This is a genomic window from Streptomyces sp. NPDC058052 (assembly GCF_042885515.1).
Lineage (GTDB): Bacteria > Actinomycetota > Actinomycetes > Streptomycetales > Streptomycetaceae > Streptomyces.
On the sequence record NZ_JBHVRX010000021.1, the window covers coordinates 74,753 to 89,864 of the forward strand.

At 73.5% G+C, this 15,112-nt stretch carries 16 protein-coding genes; 12 read left to right on the forward strand and 4 right to left on the reverse strand.

The features are described from left to right. Window positions 1–2 precede the first annotated feature (2 nt). The gene (locus tag ACFVU3_RS26270; RefSeq protein WP_390069874.1) at window positions 3–479 is read left to right on the forward strand and encodes a C40 family peptidase; all 477 of its coding nucleotides are present in this window, start codon (window positions 3–5) and stop codon (window positions 477–479) included. 28 nt (window positions 480–507) lie between these two features. Next, window positions 508–855, forward strand: a complete 348-nt coding sequence (locus tag ACFVU3_RS26275; RefSeq protein WP_390069876.1) for a hypothetical protein — start codon at window positions 508–510, stop codon at window positions 853–855. A gap of 21 nt (window positions 856–876) precedes the next feature. On the opposite strand, the gene ACFVU3_RS26280 is transcribed toward ACFVU3_RS26275, so the two are convergent. Continuing rightward, window positions 877–1,311, reverse strand: coding sequence for an ATP-binding protein (locus ACFVU3_RS26280; RefSeq protein WP_390069878.1), 435 nt, complete (start codon window positions 1,309–1,311; stop codon window positions 877–879). Between the two features lie 317 nt (window positions 1,312–1,628). After that, window positions 1,629–2,807, reverse strand: a complete 1,179-nt coding sequence (locus tag ACFVU3_RS26285) for an 8-amino-7-oxononanoate synthase (RefSeq protein WP_390069880.1) — start codon at window positions 2,805–2,807, stop codon at window positions 1,629–1,631. 156 nt (window positions 2,808–2,963) lie between these two features. Between ACFVU3_RS26285 and bioB the strand changes: the two genes are divergently transcribed. The 7 genes from bioB to ACFVU3_RS26320 all read left to right on the forward strand — a co-directional run bounded on the left by bioB (window position 2,964) and on the right by ACFVU3_RS26320 (window position 10,037). Next, window positions 2,964–4,232, forward strand: coding sequence for a biotin synthase BioB (bioB, locus tag ACFVU3_RS26290; RefSeq protein WP_390069881.1), 1,269 nt, complete (start codon window positions 2,964–2,966; stop codon window positions 4,230–4,232). Between the two features lie 9 nt (window positions 4,233–4,241). Further along, window positions 4,242–5,522, forward strand: a complete 1,281-nt coding sequence (locus ACFVU3_RS26295) for an adenosylmethionine--8-amino-7-oxononanoate transaminase (RefSeq protein ID WP_390069883.1) — start codon at window positions 4,242–4,244, stop codon at window positions 5,520–5,522. 179 nt (window positions 5,523–5,701) lie between these two features. Next, window positions 5,702–6,418: a dethiobiotin synthase gene (gene bioD / locus ACFVU3_RS26300; protein ID WP_390069885.1), complete on the forward strand. Its 717-nt coding sequence runs from the start codon at window positions 5,702–5,704 to the stop codon at window positions 6,416–6,418. A 179-nt stretch (window positions 6,419–6,597) separates the two neighbouring features. Continuing rightward, on the forward strand, window positions 6,598–6,942 hold the full coding sequence (locus ACFVU3_RS26305) for a VOC family protein (protein WP_390069887.1): 345 nt from the start codon (window positions 6,598–6,600) through the stop codon (window positions 6,940–6,942). Between the two features lie 112 nt (window positions 6,943–7,054). Next, on the forward strand, window positions 7,055–7,480 hold the full coding sequence (locus tag ACFVU3_RS26310; protein WP_390069889.1) for a GNAT family N-acetyltransferase: 426 nt from the start codon (window positions 7,055–7,057) through the stop codon (window positions 7,478–7,480). A 200-nt stretch (window positions 7,481–7,680) separates the two neighbouring features. Further along, window positions 7,681–9,021, forward strand: a complete 1,341-nt coding sequence (locus ACFVU3_RS26315) for a hemolysin family protein (RefSeq protein ID WP_390069891.1) — start codon at window positions 7,681–7,683, stop codon at window positions 9,019–9,021. Beyond that, the gene (locus tag ACFVU3_RS26320) at window positions 9,018–10,037 is read left to right on the forward strand and encodes a hemolysin family protein (protein ID WP_390069893.1); all 1,020 of its coding nucleotides are present in this window, start codon (window positions 9,018–9,020) and stop codon (window positions 10,035–10,037) included. The genes ACFVU3_RS26315 and ACFVU3_RS26320 overlap by 4 nt, the downstream gene beginning before the upstream one ends. Before the next feature lie 313 nt (window positions 10,038–10,350). Here the strand turns inward: ACFVU3_RS26320 and ACFVU3_RS26325 are convergent, their stop codons facing one another. Continuing rightward, a complete protein-coding gene (locus tag ACFVU3_RS26325; RefSeq protein WP_390069895.1) occupies window positions 10,351–11,370 on the reverse strand; it encodes a maleylpyruvate isomerase N-terminal domain-containing protein in 1,020 nt (339 codons plus the stop codon). A gap of 64 nt (window positions 11,371–11,434) precedes the next feature. Between ACFVU3_RS26325 and ACFVU3_RS26330 the strand changes: the two genes are divergently transcribed. The 3 genes from ACFVU3_RS26330 to mug all read left to right on the forward strand — a co-directional run bounded on the left by ACFVU3_RS26330 (window position 11,435) and on the right by mug (window position 14,346). Beyond that, window positions 11,435–12,217 (forward strand): SGNH/GDSL hydrolase family protein, encoded by a 783-nt coding sequence (locus ACFVU3_RS26330; protein WP_390069897.1) that lies wholly within the window; start codon window positions 11,435–11,437, stop codon window positions 12,215–12,217. A 114-nt stretch (window positions 12,218–12,331) separates the two neighbouring features. Further along, the gene (purB, locus tag ACFVU3_RS26335) at window positions 12,332–13,774 is read left to right on the forward strand and encodes an adenylosuccinate lyase (protein ID WP_390069899.1); all 1,443 of its coding nucleotides are present in this window, start codon (window positions 12,332–12,334) and stop codon (window positions 13,772–13,774) included. Window positions 13,775–13,836: 62 nt separating this feature from the next. After that, window positions 13,837–14,346 (forward strand): G/U mismatch-specific DNA glycosylase, encoded by a 510-nt coding sequence (gene mug / locus ACFVU3_RS26340; RefSeq protein ID WP_390069901.1) that lies wholly within the window; start codon window positions 13,837–13,839, stop codon window positions 14,344–14,346. 141 nt (window positions 14,347–14,487) lie between these two features. Here mug and ACFVU3_RS26345 read toward each other — a convergent pair whose 3' ends face one another. Then, window positions 14,488–14,925 carry a hypothetical protein gene (locus ACFVU3_RS26345; protein WP_390069903.1) on the reverse strand — a complete coding sequence of 146 codons (438 nt, stop codon included), beginning with the start codon at window positions 14,923–14,925 and terminating at the stop codon, window positions 14,488–14,490. Window positions 14,926–15,112 lie beyond the last annotated feature (187 nt).

Here is a 15,112-nt window from a genome sequence, read left to right on the forward strand (position 1 = left end):
GCATGACTGCGCAGATGCATGTCCCGTCCCTGCTGTCCCGGGCGGGAGCCGTCTCGGCTCTCACCCTCGCCGCCGTCGGCGGCACGCTCCTCGCACCCGGAGCGGCACCCGAGGCCCAGGCAGCCACCTCCCACGCGACGAAGGCACTGGGCGTCGCCGCCGCCAAGAAGGGCGCGCCCTACCGGTACGGTTCCGCGGGACCCACCCGCTTCGACTGCTCCGGGCTCACGCTCTACGCGTACAAGAAGGCGGGCAAGTCGCTGCCCCGCACCGCGCAGCAGCAGTACAACAAGACCCGGCACATCTCCGCCTCCAGCCGGCAGAAGGGCGATCTGGTCTTCTTCCACTCGGGCGGCCGGGTCTACCACGTGGGGATCTACGCCGGCAGCGGCAAGATCTGGCATTCGCCCAAGACCGGCTCCTGGGTGAAGCTCGACAAGATCTGGTCCTCGAAGGTCTCCTACGGGCGCGTGCGCTGACCCACCGGCGCCCGCGGTCGTCCCCGGGGTGCGGTGGCGCCGCCGCACCCCCCACCGCGGGCGCCTCTCCCCGCTTCACCGCACCCTGTGCCAAAAGACCGGGGCGTACCGCCAGGCGTACACCCTCGACCGCCGGGTCACCGCCAGCGTCTGCGTCTTCCGCGACCCGGAGGACGGCCGGTACGTCATCCTGCCGCCGTGCGGCGTCTGCCAGGAACGTCTCGCGCTCTGGGGCCCGGACGTCGAGGTCGGCGTGCCCGACCCCGAGGACCCGACCCGTTGGCTCTCCCGCAGGCTCGTCGAGGTCAATCCGTACTACTGGGCCCCTCACTTCGCGGGCGGCTCGTGGCCCTCGACCACGATGCACTCCACATGAGCGGGGGCGACGAGCCGTTCGTCAGGCGGGGACGGCGGCCGCTGCCCACGGCAGCGTGATCGACACGGTCTTGCCGCCCTCGGCGGTCGGCGCGACCGAGAGCCGCCCGCCGGCCTCCGCCGCCAGGACCCGGATGATCACCATGCCGCGTCCGTTGTCCTGCTGCACGGCGGCGGGAAGCCGGCGCGGGAACCGCGGATGGCTGTCGGTGACGCCGATCCGCAGCACCTCCTCGCGGTCGAGACGCAGCTCGACGGTGAAGGTGGGCGATTGCCCAAAGGTGTGCTGCACCGCGTTGGTCGCCAGCTCCGAGACCATCAGCCGGATCGAGTCCGCCGCGTCCCCGCACTCGTCCAGACCCCAGCGGCCGAGCACCTCCGCCACGAACCTCCGCGCCGTGGCGACCGCGGCGGGATCGCTCGGCAGGGTGACGGATGCTTCCTGGTGATCTGCCATGGCGAGGTCGTCCCTTTCCCGCCGGGGCCGTCGCCCCGGATCGCGCTCCGCGTCAGACTGCCACCGATCGCGGGCCCGGGTGGGACGTTCTCCCGAGATATGCCCCGTTCTGTCGCCCGAAGCGGTGAACTCTCGCCCCTTGAAGCGCCCTTGGGCCGACGCCCAGCGCCCCGCCGGAACCCCTGGCCTCGTCCCCGGTCGGCGCGCTCCACGTCGTCCCGTGGCAGCGCGCCCCACGGCGTCCCGACCCGACGCGCTCCACCGTGTCCCGAACAGACGCACTCCTCACGTTGCCGGCGCGCTCCACACGCCGCGTGTCAGCGCGCCCCGGCCGGCGCGGTGCGTACGATCGTCGCCACCGCCCGCTCGATCTGCGCGTCCGTGAGGTCCGCGCGGGCCGTCAGCCGCAGCCGCGAGATCCCGTCCGGCACCGACGGCGGCCGGAAGCACCCCACGGACAGGCCCTGTCCGCGGCAGTCGGCCGCCCATCGCAGGGCCTCCTCCGGTCCCGGCGCGCGGACCGAGACCACGGCCGCGTCCGGCCGCGCCGAGGTGAACCCGGCCTCGGTGAGCGTCCGGTGCAGGGTGGTCGCGACCGTACGCGCCCGCTCGGCGAGACCCGGATCGGCGGAGATCAGCCGCAGGCTCGCGAGCGCCGCGCCGGTGGCGGCCGGGGCGAGCCCGGTGTCGAAGATGAACGTCCGCGCCGCGTTGACCAGGTGCTCGATCACCCGGGCCGGGCCGAGGACCGCGCCGCCCTGGCTGCCCAAGGACTTCGAGAGGGTGAGCGTGGCCACCACGTCCTCGTCGCCCGCGAGCCCGGCGCCGTGGAGCGCGCCCCGGCCGCCCGCGCCGAGGACGCCGAACCCGTGCGCGTCGTCCACGACGAGCCCGGCGCCGTGCTCGCGGCAGGCGGCGGCGAGCTCCTCCAGCGGGGCCCGGTCGCCGTCGACCGAGAAGACGGAGTCGCTGACGGCGAGCGCCCGGCGCCCCGGATGCGCCTCCAGCGTCTTGCGCACGGCCTCGGGGTCGGCGTGCGGGACCACGGCGGCCTCCGCGCGGGCGAGCCGGCAGCCGTCCACGATCGAGGCGTGGTTGGCGGCGTCGGAGACGATCAGCGCGCCCGGGCCGCCGAGCGCGGTGAGCGCGGCGAGGTTGGCGGTGTAGCCGGAGGAGAAGACGAGGGCCGCCTCGAAGCCGCAGAACGAGGCCAGTTCCTCCTCCAGCCGGGTGTGCAGCTGGGTCGTACCGGTGACCAGACGCGAACCGGTCGCGCCGGCGCCCCAGCGGCGGGCGGCCTCGGCGGCCGCTGCGGTGACCTCGGGGTGCCGGGTGAGGCCGAGGTAGTCGTTGCCCGCCAGATCGAGCAGCTCCGACTCGGCCGGCCGTGGCCGCAGCGTCCGTACGAGCCCGGCCTCCGCCCGGCGGCGGGCCTCCGCCCCGGTCCAGTCGAAGGCGGAACGGCGCGGGGGCTGGGTCGGCTGGGCCTGGGACATGCGGCGATCCTTTTGTCGGCACCTTTTGTAGGCAGCGCACAGACCCTAACGGCAGCGGGCCGAGGTCGGGATGTGGTCATACACACACCTCGATCGGGCTCGTTTGTTCAGATCCTCCTTGGCCGAGGGGTGTGCGGTAGGCAAGGATCAGCGCTTATGGACCTGCTGAACACGCTGGTGGAGAAGGGGCTGCGGCGCGAGTCGCCGACCCGTGAAGAAGCGCTCGCCGTGCTGGCGACCTCCGACGACGACCTGCTCGATGTGGTGGCCGCGGCCGGCAAGGTGCGCCGTCAGTGGTTCGGGCGGCGGGTGAAGCTGAACTACCTCGTCAACCTGAAGTCCGGACTGTGCCCGGAGGACTGCTCGTACTGCTCGCAGCGGCTCGGCTCCAAGGCCGACATCCTCAAGTACACCTGGCTGAAGCCGGACGAGGCGTCCCAGGCGGCCGCGGCGGGCATCGCCGGCGGCGCCAAGCGCGTCTGCCTGGTCGCGAGCGGCCGTGGTCCGACGGACCGGGACGTCGACCGGGTCGGCAGGACCATCGAGGCGATCAAGGAGCAGAACGAGGGCGTCGAGGTGTGCGCCTGCCTCGGTCTGCTCTCCGACGGCCAGGCCGAGCGGCTGAAGACGGCGGGCGCCGACGCGTACAACCACAACCTCAACACCTCCGAGGGCACGTACGGCGGGATCACCACCACCCACACCTACGCGGACCGGGTGGACACCGTGCAGAAGGCGCACGCGGCGGGCCTCTCGGCCTGCTCGGGCCTGATCGCCGGCATGGGCGAGACCGACGAGGACCTGGTCGACGTGGTCTTCGCGCTGCGTGAGCTGGACTCGGACTCGGTGCCGGTCAACTTCCTCATCCCCTTCGAGGGCACGCCCCTGGCGAAGGAGTGGAACCTGAGCCCGCAGCGCTGCCTGCGGATCCTCGCCATGGTCCGCTTCGTCTGCCCCGACGTGGAGGTGCGGATCGCGGGCGGCCGCGAGGTCCACCTGCGGTCGATGCAGCCGCTGGCGCTGAACATCGCCAACTCGATCTTCCTGGGCGACTACCTCACCAGCGAGGGCCAGGCCGGCCAGGCCGACCTCGACATGATCGCGGACGCCGGCTTCGAGGTGGAGGGCGCGGGGACGACCACGCTGCCCGCCCACCGCGCCGACGCGCTCGCGGCGGCGGGCGGCGGCTGCGGTTCGCACGCGTCCGCGGGCGGCTGCGGTTCCGCAGCGGCGGGCTGCGGCTCGCACGCGGACACGGACGCGAACGCGACGGCCGGTGGCGGCTGCGGCCCGTGCGGCGGTGGCCACGCGGCTCCCCCGGCCGAGGCTCCGGCCGCGGTGTCCGCGGACGCCTCGGACGCCCGGACCGACCTGGTGGCGGTGCGCCGCCGCGGGGCCGGCACGGACCTCGCGCCGAACGCGTAACGGGTGCCGATGCGCAACGACGAACTCCTCGCCCTGGACCGGGCGCACGTGTGGCATCCGTACGGCCCCATGCCGGGCCGTGCGGAGCCGCTGGTGATCGCCTCCGCGTCCGGTGTGCGTCTGCACCTCGCCGAGCCCGCCGAGGGACGGACCGAGCTGATCGACGGCATGTCCTCGTGGTGGTCGGCTGTGCACGGCTACAACCACCCCGTGCTCAACGAGGCGGTGCGCGGCCAGCTCGACAAGATGAGCCACGTGATGTTCGGCGGGCTCACGCACGAGCCGGCCGTACGCCTCGCGGCCCGGCTCGTCGAGATCACGCCCGAGCCGCTCCGGCACGTCTTCCTCAGCGACTCCGGCTCCGTCGCGGTCGAGGTCGCGGCCAAGATGTGCCTGCAGTACTGGCGTTCGCTCGGCCGTCCCGCCAAGCGGCGGCTGCTGACCTGGCGCGGCGGCTACCACGGCGACACCTGGCAGCCGATGTCGGTGTGCGACCCCGAGGGCGGGATGCACCAGCTGTGGTCCGGCGTCCTCCAGCAGCAGGTCTTCGTCGGCGAGCCGCCGGCGACGTACGAGGAGTCGTACGCCGAAGTGCTCCGCGCCACGATCGCGCGGCACGCGGACGAACTGGCCGCGGTGATCGTGGAGCCGGTGGTGCAGGGCGCGGGCGGCATGCGCTTCCACGACCCCGGCTATCTGCGGGTGCTGCGCGAGGCGTGCGACGCGCACGACGTGCTGCTGGTCTTCGACGAGATCGCCACCGGCTTCGGCCGCACGGGCACGCTCTTCGCCGCGGACCAGGCGGGGGTCTCACCCGATGTGATGTGCCTGGGCAAGGCGTTGACGGGCGGATACCTGTCGATGGCGGCGACGCTGTGCACGAGCGCGGTGGCCGACGGCATCTCCCAGGGCGAGGTGCCGGTGCTCGCGCACGGTCCGACGTTCATGGGCAACCCGCTCGCATCCGCGGTCGCCTGCGCCTCCATCGACCTGCTCCTCTCCCAGGACTGGGCGCGGGAGGTCAAACGGATCGAGGCCGGGCTCCGCGACGGCCTCGCGGGCACCGAGGACGTCCCCGGCGTCCGCGAGGTACGGGTGCTCGGGGCGATCGGCGTCGTCCAGCTCGACCACGAGATCGACATGGCTGCGGCGACCCGGGCGGCCGTCCGGGAGGGCGTCTGGCTGCGGCCGTTCCGGGACCTCGTCTACACGATGCCGCCGTACGTGACCGAGGACGCCGACCTGGCGCGGATCTGCGCGGCGGTGCGCGCCGCGGCGACCGCGGGCTGACCCCGCCCGGAGACGGCGTCCGGCCGGCCCCGGCCGGACGCCGTCGCACGGGAACGGGCACCGGCACCGGGGCCGGCACCGAGACCTGACGCCCACGCACGGTCGCGAAGAACCTGTGCGCCCGCGCACGGATCCGGGGAATCCGGAGGCACGCGCGCGGTCGCGAAGAAAGGAACACCATGAGCATCGTCGTCGTCAGCGGGACGGGGACGGAGATCGGCAAGACCGTCGTCACGGCGGCGGTCGCCGCCGCGGCCGTCGCCGCCGGACGTTCGGTCGCGGTCCTCAAGCCGGCCCAGACCGGGCTCGCGCCACGGGAACGCGGCGACGCGGACGAGGTCGTACGGCTCTCGGGCGCGAAGACCTCCGCCGAACTGGCCCGCTACCCCGAACCGCTCGCCCCGGACACGGCCGCCCGGCGCGCCGGCATGGCCACGGTCGGTCCCGCGCGGGTCGCGGAGGCGGCCCGGGCGCTCGCCGAGGAGCACGACCTGGTGCTCGTCGAGGGCGCGGGCGGGCTGCTCGTCCGCTTCGACGAGGACGGCGGCACGCTCGCCGACGCGGCCCGGCTGCTCGGCGCGCCCGTCCTCGTGGTGGCGCCCGCCGGACTCGGGACGCTGAACTCGACCACGCTGACGGCTGAGGCGCTGCGGGCACGCGGGATCGAGCAGCTCGGTGTGGTCATCGGGAGCTGGCCCGCGGCGCCGGACCTCGCGGCGCGGTGCAACCTCGCCGACCTGCCGGCGTCGGCGGGCGCACCGCTGCTCGGCGCCGTGCCGGAGGGCTCCGGTTCGCTGGACCCGGCGGCCTTCCGCGCGGCGGCGGGCGGCTGGCTCGCCCCCGCGCTCGGCGGCACCTGGGACGCGGACGCGTTCGCGCGCGGCGCCGGGGCCTGAGCCACCGGGCGCCTCGCGCCCCCCGCGAACCGAGCCGCCGGCGTCCCTCGCACTCCCGGGCTGGAGGCGCCGGGGCCTCTCGTACTGTCGCGAACCGAGCCGTCGGGGCTCCCTCGTACTCCCGGGGCCCGAGCCGTCGGGGCTCCCGCGCGTCCCCTCCCTCTCCGTAGAGTGAGGGGATGCGCGCACACGTTCAGGAGCTCGTCCTCGACTGCGGCGATCCGGCCGCGCTCGTCCGTTTCTGGGCCGGACTCCTCGGCGGCGAGCCCGTCGACCGGAGCCCCGACTGGTCGTACGTGGATCCGCCCGGCTTCGTCCGCATCGCCTTCCAGCGGGTGCCCGAGGGCAAGACGGCGAAGAACCGGCTCCACCTCGACCTGGAGGTGCCCGACCCGGAGGCGGCGGCCGACGGGACGCTGGCGAGCGGCGCGGTCCGCGTCGGCGGTCTCGTCACCGACGAGCAGGGTTCCTTCCAGGTGATGCGGGATCCGGAGGGCAACGAGTTCTGCTTCGTCACGGGGTGACGGGTGGCGGTGCCGGTGACGGTCGACGACCCCCGCGACGGTCGACGCCCGCCTCTGCTCCACGGTGCGGAATGTGCTGGCGACGCTCGTACCCGCGTGGTGGGATCGAGCCATGATCGACATAGAGATCCGCGCGGCCGTGCCCTCCGACGCCGAGTCCGTCCTCGCCTTCTGGCGGGAATCCGCCGAAGGCACCTCCATCTCCGACGACGTGGACGGGGTGCGCCGGCTCCTCGACCGCGACCCCGAGGCCCTGATCCTCGCCGTGGACGGCGATCTGATCGTCGGTTCCGTGATCGCCGGCTGGGACGGCTGGCGTGCCTCGCTCTACCGGCTCGCGGTGCTCCCTTCGTACCGCAGGCGCGGCCTCTCGAAGGAGCTGCTGAAGGCGGCGGAGGATCGATTCGCCGCGCTGGGCGGGCGCCGCGTGGACGCGATGGTCCTGGAGGCGAACGAGCGGGCGCACCGCACGTGGGGCGCGGCGGGGTACGAGCGGCAGGACGAATGGCGCCGCTGGGTGAAGCCCTTCACGGGGTGACCGACCAGGTGTTTTGCCGATCCTTTACCATGAGATCTCCATCAGACGACCGAGACGACCGAAAGGTGTGAACGTCCGCCCATGGGCGAGCCTCCCAGTAGCACTGGTGCCACCCTTCCCGAAAGCACCGGTTCCGATTCCGGCGACCGACATCGCGCGTTCCGTGCCCCGCTGACTGATCATGGGACGGAGGTGAACCGATGACCGAAGTGCTTCTGCTCCTGGTGGCGCTCCTGCTCTCCCTCGCGTGCGGCGCGTTCGTGGCGGCGGAGTTCTCTCTGACCACCGTCGAACGGGGCGAGCTCGAAGCGGCCGTCGAGCGCGGCGAGCGCGGCGCGGCCGGCGCCCTCAAGGCGGTCAAGTCGCTCACCTTCCAGCTCTCCGGCGCGCAGCTCGGCATCACCGTCACCAACCTGGTCGTCGGCATGCTCTCCGAGCCTTCCATCTCCAAGCTGATCCAGGGGCCGGTCGAGGCCCTCGGCATCTCCCCCTCCGTGGCCTCCTCGATCGCGCTGGTCCTCGGCACCGCCGTGTCCACCGTGGTCCTCATGGTGGTCGGCGAGCTGGTCCCCAAGAACTGGGCGATCTCACAGCCGCTCGCCGTCGCCAAGGTCGTGGCCACGCCCCAGCGCGTGTTCACCGCCGCGTTCAAACCGCTGATCAGCCACCTCAACAACACCGCCAACCGGATCCTGCGCCGCCTGGGCATGGAGCCCGCCGAGGAGCTGGCGTCCGCCCGCTCCCCCCAGGAGCTGGTGGCGCTGGCACGCCACTCGGCGAAGGAGGGCGCGCTGGAGGCGGACACGGCGGAATTGTTCGTTCGCACACTGAACCTCGCCGAGCTGACCGCCGAGAACGTCATGACGCCGCGCGTCCAGGTGACGGCCCTGGAGGTACAGGCCACCGCCGAGGACGTCGCGAACGCCACCCGCGCCACCGGCCTCTCCCGGTTCCCCGTCTACCGGGGCAACCTCGACACCGTCGTCGGCATCGCCCACATCAAGGACGTGCTGGCCATACCGGCCGGCGAGCGGCGACTGCGCCGCGTCGGCGACATCGCGCGCGAGCCGCTGCTCGTCCCCGAGACGCTGACCGTGGACAAGCTGCTCGACCGGCTGTCCGGCAAGCAGACGATGGCCGTCGTCATCGACGAGTACGGCGGCACGGCCGGCGTCGCGACCCTGGAGGACATCGTCGAGGAGGTCGTCGGCGAGGTGCGCGACGAGCACGACCCGCACGAGACCCCGGACCTGGCGCGCGCCGGCGAGGACGAGGACGGCCGCGTCCTGTGGTCGGCCGACGGAGCCGCCCGTACCGACCAGCTGGAACGCATCGGCCTGAGGGTGCCGGACGGCCCGTACGAGACCCTCGCCGGCGTCCTCGCGACCGCCCTGGGCCGGATCCCGGCCGTCGGCGACACCGTGGAACTCGGCGGCTGGCGCCTCGACGTCGTCGACGCCTCCGGGCGCCGCGCCGCGCGCGCGCTCCTGCACGCGCCGCTCCCCCAGGACGAGGACGAGACCGGGGAGGCGCGCCGATGATCGCGATCCAGTTGCTGATCGGCCTGCTGACGCTCGTCGTGAACGCCTTCTTCGTCGGCGCCGAGTTCGCCCTGATCTCGGTCCGGCGCAGCCAGATCGAGCCGCTCGCCGAGGCCGGCGACCGGCGGGCCCGCAGCGTCGTCTGGGGTCTGGAGCACGTCTCCGCGCTCCTCGCCGCGGCGCAGCTCGGCATCACGCTGTGCACCCTGGTGCTCGGCATCGTGGCCGAGCCCGCCATCGCGCACCTGCTGGAGCCCGTCTTCGACGCCATCGGCGTGCCGCACGGCCTGGTCCACCCGATCTCGTTCGTGATCGCGCTGACCGTGGCCACCTATCTGCACATGCTGCTCGGCGAGATGGTCCCGAAGAACATCGCGCTGGCCGAGCCGGCCAAGAGCGCGCTGCTCCTCGGCCCGCCGCTGGTCACCCTGGCCCGCGCCCTGCGGCCGGTGATCTTCACCATCAACGCCTTCGCGAACGCGCTGCTGAAACTGCTGCGGGTGGAGGCGAAGGACGAGGTGTCGGCGACGTTCTCGGACGACGAGCTGGCGCGGATGGTCACCGACGCGAGCGACGCCGGTCTGCTCGACGACCGCGCGACCGAGCGTCTGCACGACGCCCTGGAGCTGGGCCGCCGTCCGGTACGGGACGTGGTCATGCCGGTGGAGAAGGTCATGTACGCGCAGGTGGGCACCACCCCGGAGGAGCTGGAGGCGCTGTCCGCCGAGTCGGGCTTCTCCCGCTTCCCCGTGGTGGACTCCGACCGCCGGATCCTGGGCTACCTCCATGTGAAGGACGCCCTGGACATCACCCCGCGCGACCTTCCGTTCCCCGTGTCGGCGCTGCGGCCGATCGCCCGCGTGCGGGCGGCGACGCCGATGGACGACGTGCTGACGGCGATGCGCCGCAGCCGTACCCACCTGGCCGCCGTGCTCGACGAGGACGGCAAGCTGGCCGGCCTGGTGACGATGGAGGACGTCCTCCGCGAGCTGGTGGGGCGCCCCGCGGCACCGTGACGGCGCCGCGCGGACAGCGCTCGTACGGGGAAGGGCCCCGGGATCTCGTATCCCGGGGCCCTTCCCGCGTCCACGTCCGCCACGTCCGCGCGCGACGGGACCGGCCGCGTTCCGGCGAAGGGTGACGGGGTGCGGACGGTTGACGCCGTGCGGACGGGACACCGCGCCGACCGTTGACGCCGTGCGGACGGGTGGCGGCGTACAGCCGCTGGACGCCGGACCGCCGGTCGACGCGTGGACGCGTGGACGCGTGGACGCGTGGACGCGTGGACGCGTGGACGGCGCTCTCCCGCCGTCCCGCCGCCGCGCGGTCTCAGAGCGCGCCGGCCGCGAGCCAGTCGTCGAGGAGGTCGCGGTCTCCGGTGAGGGTGAAGCGGGGGTCGTCGGCGGGGAGGCGGCGGTGCAGCAGCAGGAGCAGTTCGCCCGCGTCCGCCGTGACGCTCGCGGTCGGCACGGCGCCGCCGCTCCCCCGGCTCCAGGCGAAGCCTCCCCCACCGAGGACCAGCGTCCAGGCGGCGCCGCTGTCGCGCGCGCTCAGGCGCAGGACGGCGCCGTCGCGGTCGAGGTGGGCGAGCGGTTCGGCGATCCACGGGATGTACGGGGCCGAGGTGAGGTAGTGGTCGAGCGCGTCGGCGGCCGTGGTCGGGTCGAGCGGCCGGGCCGTGCCGGTGAGCGCGATCTCGGCGTCGGCGAGGTGGACGACCGTCTCCGCGAGGACATGGCGCGGATAGTGGCGCACGGACGGGTCGGCGCCCGGCGACCACACCGGCGCCGCGGGGTCGGCGGCGCGCGCCGCGGCGGCGAACCCCTCGGCCCTCGCGGTGAACCAGCCGGGGTACGAGGACGGGTCTGTCGGCGGGTCGAGCGGCAGGTCTCCGGCGCGGACGCGGGTGGCGGGGCGCGCGGTCACGAGGTGCTCGGCCCAGCCGTGGACGGTGCCGAGGTGACGGGTCAGGTCGGCGAGCGTCCAGCCGGGGCAGGTCGGCACGGGCGTCGCGGGATCGGCGTCCCTGACGGTGTCCGCGTACCGTCCGGCCCGCTCGGCGACGGCGTCGACGAGGGCGAGATGGGCGTCCTCGGCGAGCCGGAAGCGGGCGGGGACCTTGAGCAGCGCGTCGCGCCGGGGGCCCGGCGGCTGCCGCAGCGCCGCGGCGCGGACGAGGCCGTCGAGGGTGCTCCGGTCGGCCTGGCCGAGTCCGGACAGCACCTCGGCGGTCCCCTCCAGCCACGTCACGGCCGTATCGGGGTCGAGGGTGTCCTCGCCGCTGGTCTCGACCGCCGTCACCAGCCCGGCCAGCGCTTCGGCCAGGGTGTTCAGGAGCGCGTCGCTCATCGGGTTTCCCCTCCCGGGTTCTCCACGGCACCCGGGCATACCGCACGGTATGATCGGCTGCGCCATGGAGATCAATGCCACGTACAACAGTCTTGTCGCCGTCGGGGACAGCTTCACCGAGGGTATGTCGGACCTGAGGCCCGACGGCTCCTACGGGGGCTGGGCGGACGTCCTCGCGGGCCGGCTCGCGGCGCGCACGCCGGGCTTCCGGTACGCGAACCTCGCCGTCCGCGGAAAGCTCATCGGACAGATCGTCGAGGAGCAAGTACCCCTGGCCGCAGGGATGCAGGCCGACGTGGTCACCCTCGTCGGCGGCCTCAACGACACCCTCCGCCCCAAGGTCGACATGGTCCGCGTGAAGGACCTCCTGACCGAGGCCGTGGAACACCTCACACCTGCCTGCGGACAGCTCGTCCTGATGCGGAGCCCCGGCCGGAACGGTCCGGTCATGGAGCGCTTCCGCCCCCGCATGGAAGAGCTCTTCACCCACATCGACGAGCTGGCCGCCCGGCACGGCGCCCTCGTGGTCGACCTGTACGGCGTGCCCGCCCTGGGCGACCCCCGGATGTGGGACGTCGACCGGCTGCACCTCACCACCGACGGGCACCGGCGGGTGGCCGAGGCCGTGTGGCAGAGCCTGGGGCTCGCCGCCGAGGACGACTGGCGTGCCCCGCTGCCGTCCGCCGCACGAGCGGGCTGGGTCGCGCGGCGCGCCGCGGACGCCCGGTTCGCCCGGGAGCACCTCGGCCCGTGGATCGGCCGCCGGCTCACCGGACGCTCCTCCGGCGACGGCCGTCCGCCGAAGCGGCCCGAGCTGCTGCCGTACGAGACGCGGTCCGAGGTCTGACCCGGCCGGCCGCACCGGCCGGGCGACCTGCGCCCCGGTGACCTGCGTCTCGTAGCAAGCTCCAGCCGGGACCACGGCGCTGGCCTGCAGAAATCACCAGTAAACTCTGGACACGTGACTGCTGCGACTGTGAAGCCCCGTATCCCCAACGTCCTGGCCGGCCGCTACGCCTCCGCGGAGCTCGCCGTCCTCTGGTCCCCCGAGCAGAAGGTGAAGCTGGAGCGCCAGCTGTGGCTCGCCGTGCTGCGTGCCCAGAAGGACCTCGGGATCGAGGTTCCGGACGCGGCGATCGCCGACTACGAGCGCGTCCTCGACCAGGTCGACCTCGGCTCCATCGCCGAGCGCGAGAAGGTCACCCGGCACGACGTGAAGGCGCGCATCGAGGAGTTCAACGCCCTCGCCGGCCATGAGCACGTGCACAAGGGCATGACCTCCCGTGACCTCACGGAGAACGTCGAGCAGCTCCAGATCCGCCTCTCCCTGGAGCTGGTCCGGGACCGTACGGTCGCCGTCCTGGCCCGCCTCGGCAAGCTGTCCGCCGAGTACGGCGAGCTGGTCATGGCCGGGCGTTCGCACAACGTCGCCGCCCAGGCCACCACCCTCGGCAAGCGCTTCGCGACCACCGCGGACGAGCTGCTCGTGGCGTACACCCGCCTGGAGGAGCTGCTCGGCCGCTATCCGCTGCGCGGCATCAAGGGCCCGGTCGGCACCGCCCAGGACATGCTCGACCTGCTCGGCGGCGACGCCGGCAAGCTCGCCGACCTCGAGCAGCGGATCGCCGGGCACCTCGGCTTCGCCCACGCCTTCACCTCGGTCGGCCAGGTCTACCCGCGCTCGCTCGACTACGACGTGGTCACCGCGCTGGTGCAGCTGGCCGCCGGCCCGTCGTCGATCGCCAAGACGATCCGCCTGATGGCCGGGCACGAGCTCGTCACCGAGGGCTTCAAGCCCGGTCAGGTCGGCTCCTCCGCGATGCCGCACAAGATGAACACCCGCTCCTGCGAGCGCGTCAACGGCCTCATGGTCATCCTGCGCGGCTACGCGTCGATGACCGGCGAGCTGGCCGGCGACCAGTGGAACGAGGGCGACGTCTCCTGCTCCGTGGTCCGCCGCGTGGCCCTGCCGGACGCGTTCTTCGCGCTCGACGGCCTGCTGGAGACCTTCCTCACCGTGCTCGACGAGTTCGGCGCCTTCCCGGCCGTCGTCGCCCGCGAGCTCGACCGCTACCTGCCGTTCCTCGCCACCACCAAGGTCCTCATGGCCTCGGTCCGCGCCGGCGTGGGCCGCGAGCTCGCCCACGAGGCGATCAAGGAGAACGCGGTGGCCTCGGCCCTCGCCATGCGCGAGCAGGGCGCCGAGCGCAACGAGCTGCTCGACAAGCTCGCCGCCGACGACCGCATCCCGCTGGACCGCGCGCAGCTCGACGAGCTGATGGCGGACAAGCTCTCCTTCACCGGCGCCGCCGCCGACCAGGTCGCCACCGTGGTGTCCCGGATCGAGGAGCTCGTCAAGCAGCACCCGGAGGCCGCCGCCTACACCCCCGGCGCGATCCTCTGACCCGGACCCGCCGGTTCACCCGTGAGGAACTGGAGGCCGCCCGCGACCGCGTCGTCCCCGACGTGGCCGAGGGCGGCCTCGCCGTTCTCTTCTGCGGCATCAACCCGGGCCTGATGACCGCCGCGACCGGCCACCACTTCGCCCGGCCCGGCAACCGTTTCTGGCCGGTGCTCCACCTCTCCGGCTTCACCCCGCGCCTGCTGCGCCCCGACGAGCAGGGCGAGCTCCTCCCGTACGGGCTCGGCATCACCAACGTCGCCGCCCGGCCGACCGCGCGCGCCGACGAGCTGAGCCGCGAGGAGTACGTCGAGGGCGGCCGCATCCTCACCGCGAAGGTCCTGCGGCTGAAGCCCCGCTGGCTCGCGGTCGTCGGCGTGACCGCGTACCGCACGGCCTTCGGCGAACCCAAGGCGGCGATCGGCCCGCAGGAGCGGACGATCGGTACCACGCGGATCTGGGCCCTGCCCAATCCGAGCGGCCTCAACGCGCACTGGACGGCGCGGACGATGGCGGAGGAGTACGCCCGCCTGCGGAAGGCCGCCGGTCTGCCGCCCGCGAACCCGGGCACGTGACCACCTCCGCGCCGACCGCCGCGAAAACGCGGGGCGCGGAGACGCGGGAGGCAGGGCGTGGGGCGCGGGGACGCCGGGCGCGGGAAGGCGCGGCGCTGAGACGCGGGGCGCGGGGAACGGCGTCGGCGTCGGAGGCGGCCGTTACGGCGGATCCACGTCCGTGATGACGGCGAGGAGCTGGAACGGCAGCTCCTTGTCCCACTGCGAGACGCCCAGCCCGATCCATCTGGCGTCCACACGCCACAGCATGAGGTCCGGCACGTGCGCGCACAGGACGGACCAGGGCTCCGGCAGCGTCTCCCCCTCCATGCCGCGGTGGTGCAGCGACCACAGGCTCACCCGGTCCGGCTCGCCCCACCGCGCGGTGAGCACGGCCGCCAGACCGTCCCGCTCCGCTTCGTACTGCTCCTCGACCTCCTCCCGGCGACTCACGTCGGCCTCCCAGAACTCCTCGCTGGTGGCCAGCATGGCGACATGGAAACCGGGCCCGCTGTCGAGGTCGCCGGAGTACTCCGGCTCCGCCGGGAACTCCCTCGACCGCAGTAAGTCGAGGTCCGACAGAAGGCGTGTCGTGGTCATGTGCCCAGTAAACCGTCCGCCACTGACAGTTGGCACCGCGTCAGTCCGCCCCTGCGGCAGCGCGGTACTGGACCGGCCGCGGGTCTCGGGGCGGACACGGCCCGGACACGTCCAGGGGGCGGCCCTCGCCGCTTCCGGAACCATTGAGTACCATCCGCCTGAGACGGGCAAGAGCTGGGAGGACACA

Excerpts from the sequence above, each read along its gene's own strand:
- bioD (WP_390069885.1), top strand. The coding sequence starts at position 5,702 with ATGAGCATCGTCGTCGTCAGCGGGACGGGGACGGAGATCGGCAAGACC.
- ACFVU3_RS26305 (WP_390069887.1), top strand. The coding sequence starts at position 6,598 with ATGCGCGCACACGTTCAGGAGCTCGTCCTCGACTGCGGCGATCCGGCC.
- ACFVU3_RS26325 (WP_390069895.1), bottom strand. The coding sequence starts at position 11,370 with ATGAGCGACGCGCTCCTGAACACCCTGGCCGAAGCGCTGGCCGGGCTG.
- ACFVU3_RS26320 (WP_390069893.1), top strand. The coding sequence starts at position 9,018 with ATGATCGCGATCCAGTTGCTGATCGGCCTGCTGACGCTCGTCGTGAAC.
- ACFVU3_RS26345 (WP_390069903.1), bottom strand. The coding sequence starts at position 14,925 with ATGACCACGACACGCCTTCTGTCGGACCTCGACTTACTGCGGTCGAGG.
- bioB (WP_390069881.1), top strand. The coding sequence starts at position 2,964 with ATGGACCTGCTGAACACGCTGGTGGAGAAGGGGCTGCGGCGCGAGTCG.
- ACFVU3_RS26295 (WP_390069883.1), top strand. The coding sequence starts at position 4,242 with ATGCGCAACGACGAACTCCTCGCCCTGGACCGGGCGCACGTGTGGCAT.
- ACFVU3_RS26280 (WP_390069878.1), bottom strand. The coding sequence starts at position 1,311 with ATGGCAGATCACCAGGAAGCATCCGTCACCCTGCCGAGCGATCCCGCC.
- ACFVU3_RS26330 (WP_390069897.1), top strand. The coding sequence starts at position 11,435 with ATGGAGATCAATGCCACGTACAACAGTCTTGTCGCCGTCGGGGACAGC.
- ACFVU3_RS26270 (WP_390069874.1), top strand. The coding sequence starts at position 3 with ATGACTGCGCAGATGCATGTCCCGTCCCTGCTGTCCCGGGCGGGAGCC.
- ACFVU3_RS26310 (WP_390069889.1), top strand. The coding sequence starts at position 7,055 with ATGATCGACATAGAGATCCGCGCGGCCGTGCCCTCCGACGCCGAGTCC.
- ACFVU3_RS26315 (WP_390069891.1), top strand. The coding sequence starts at position 7,681 with ATGACCGAAGTGCTTCTGCTCCTGGTGGCGCTCCTGCTCTCCCTCGCG.
- ACFVU3_RS26285 (WP_390069880.1), bottom strand. The coding sequence starts at position 2,807 with ATGTCCCAGGCCCAGCCGACCCAGCCCCCGCGCCGTTCCGCCTTCGAC.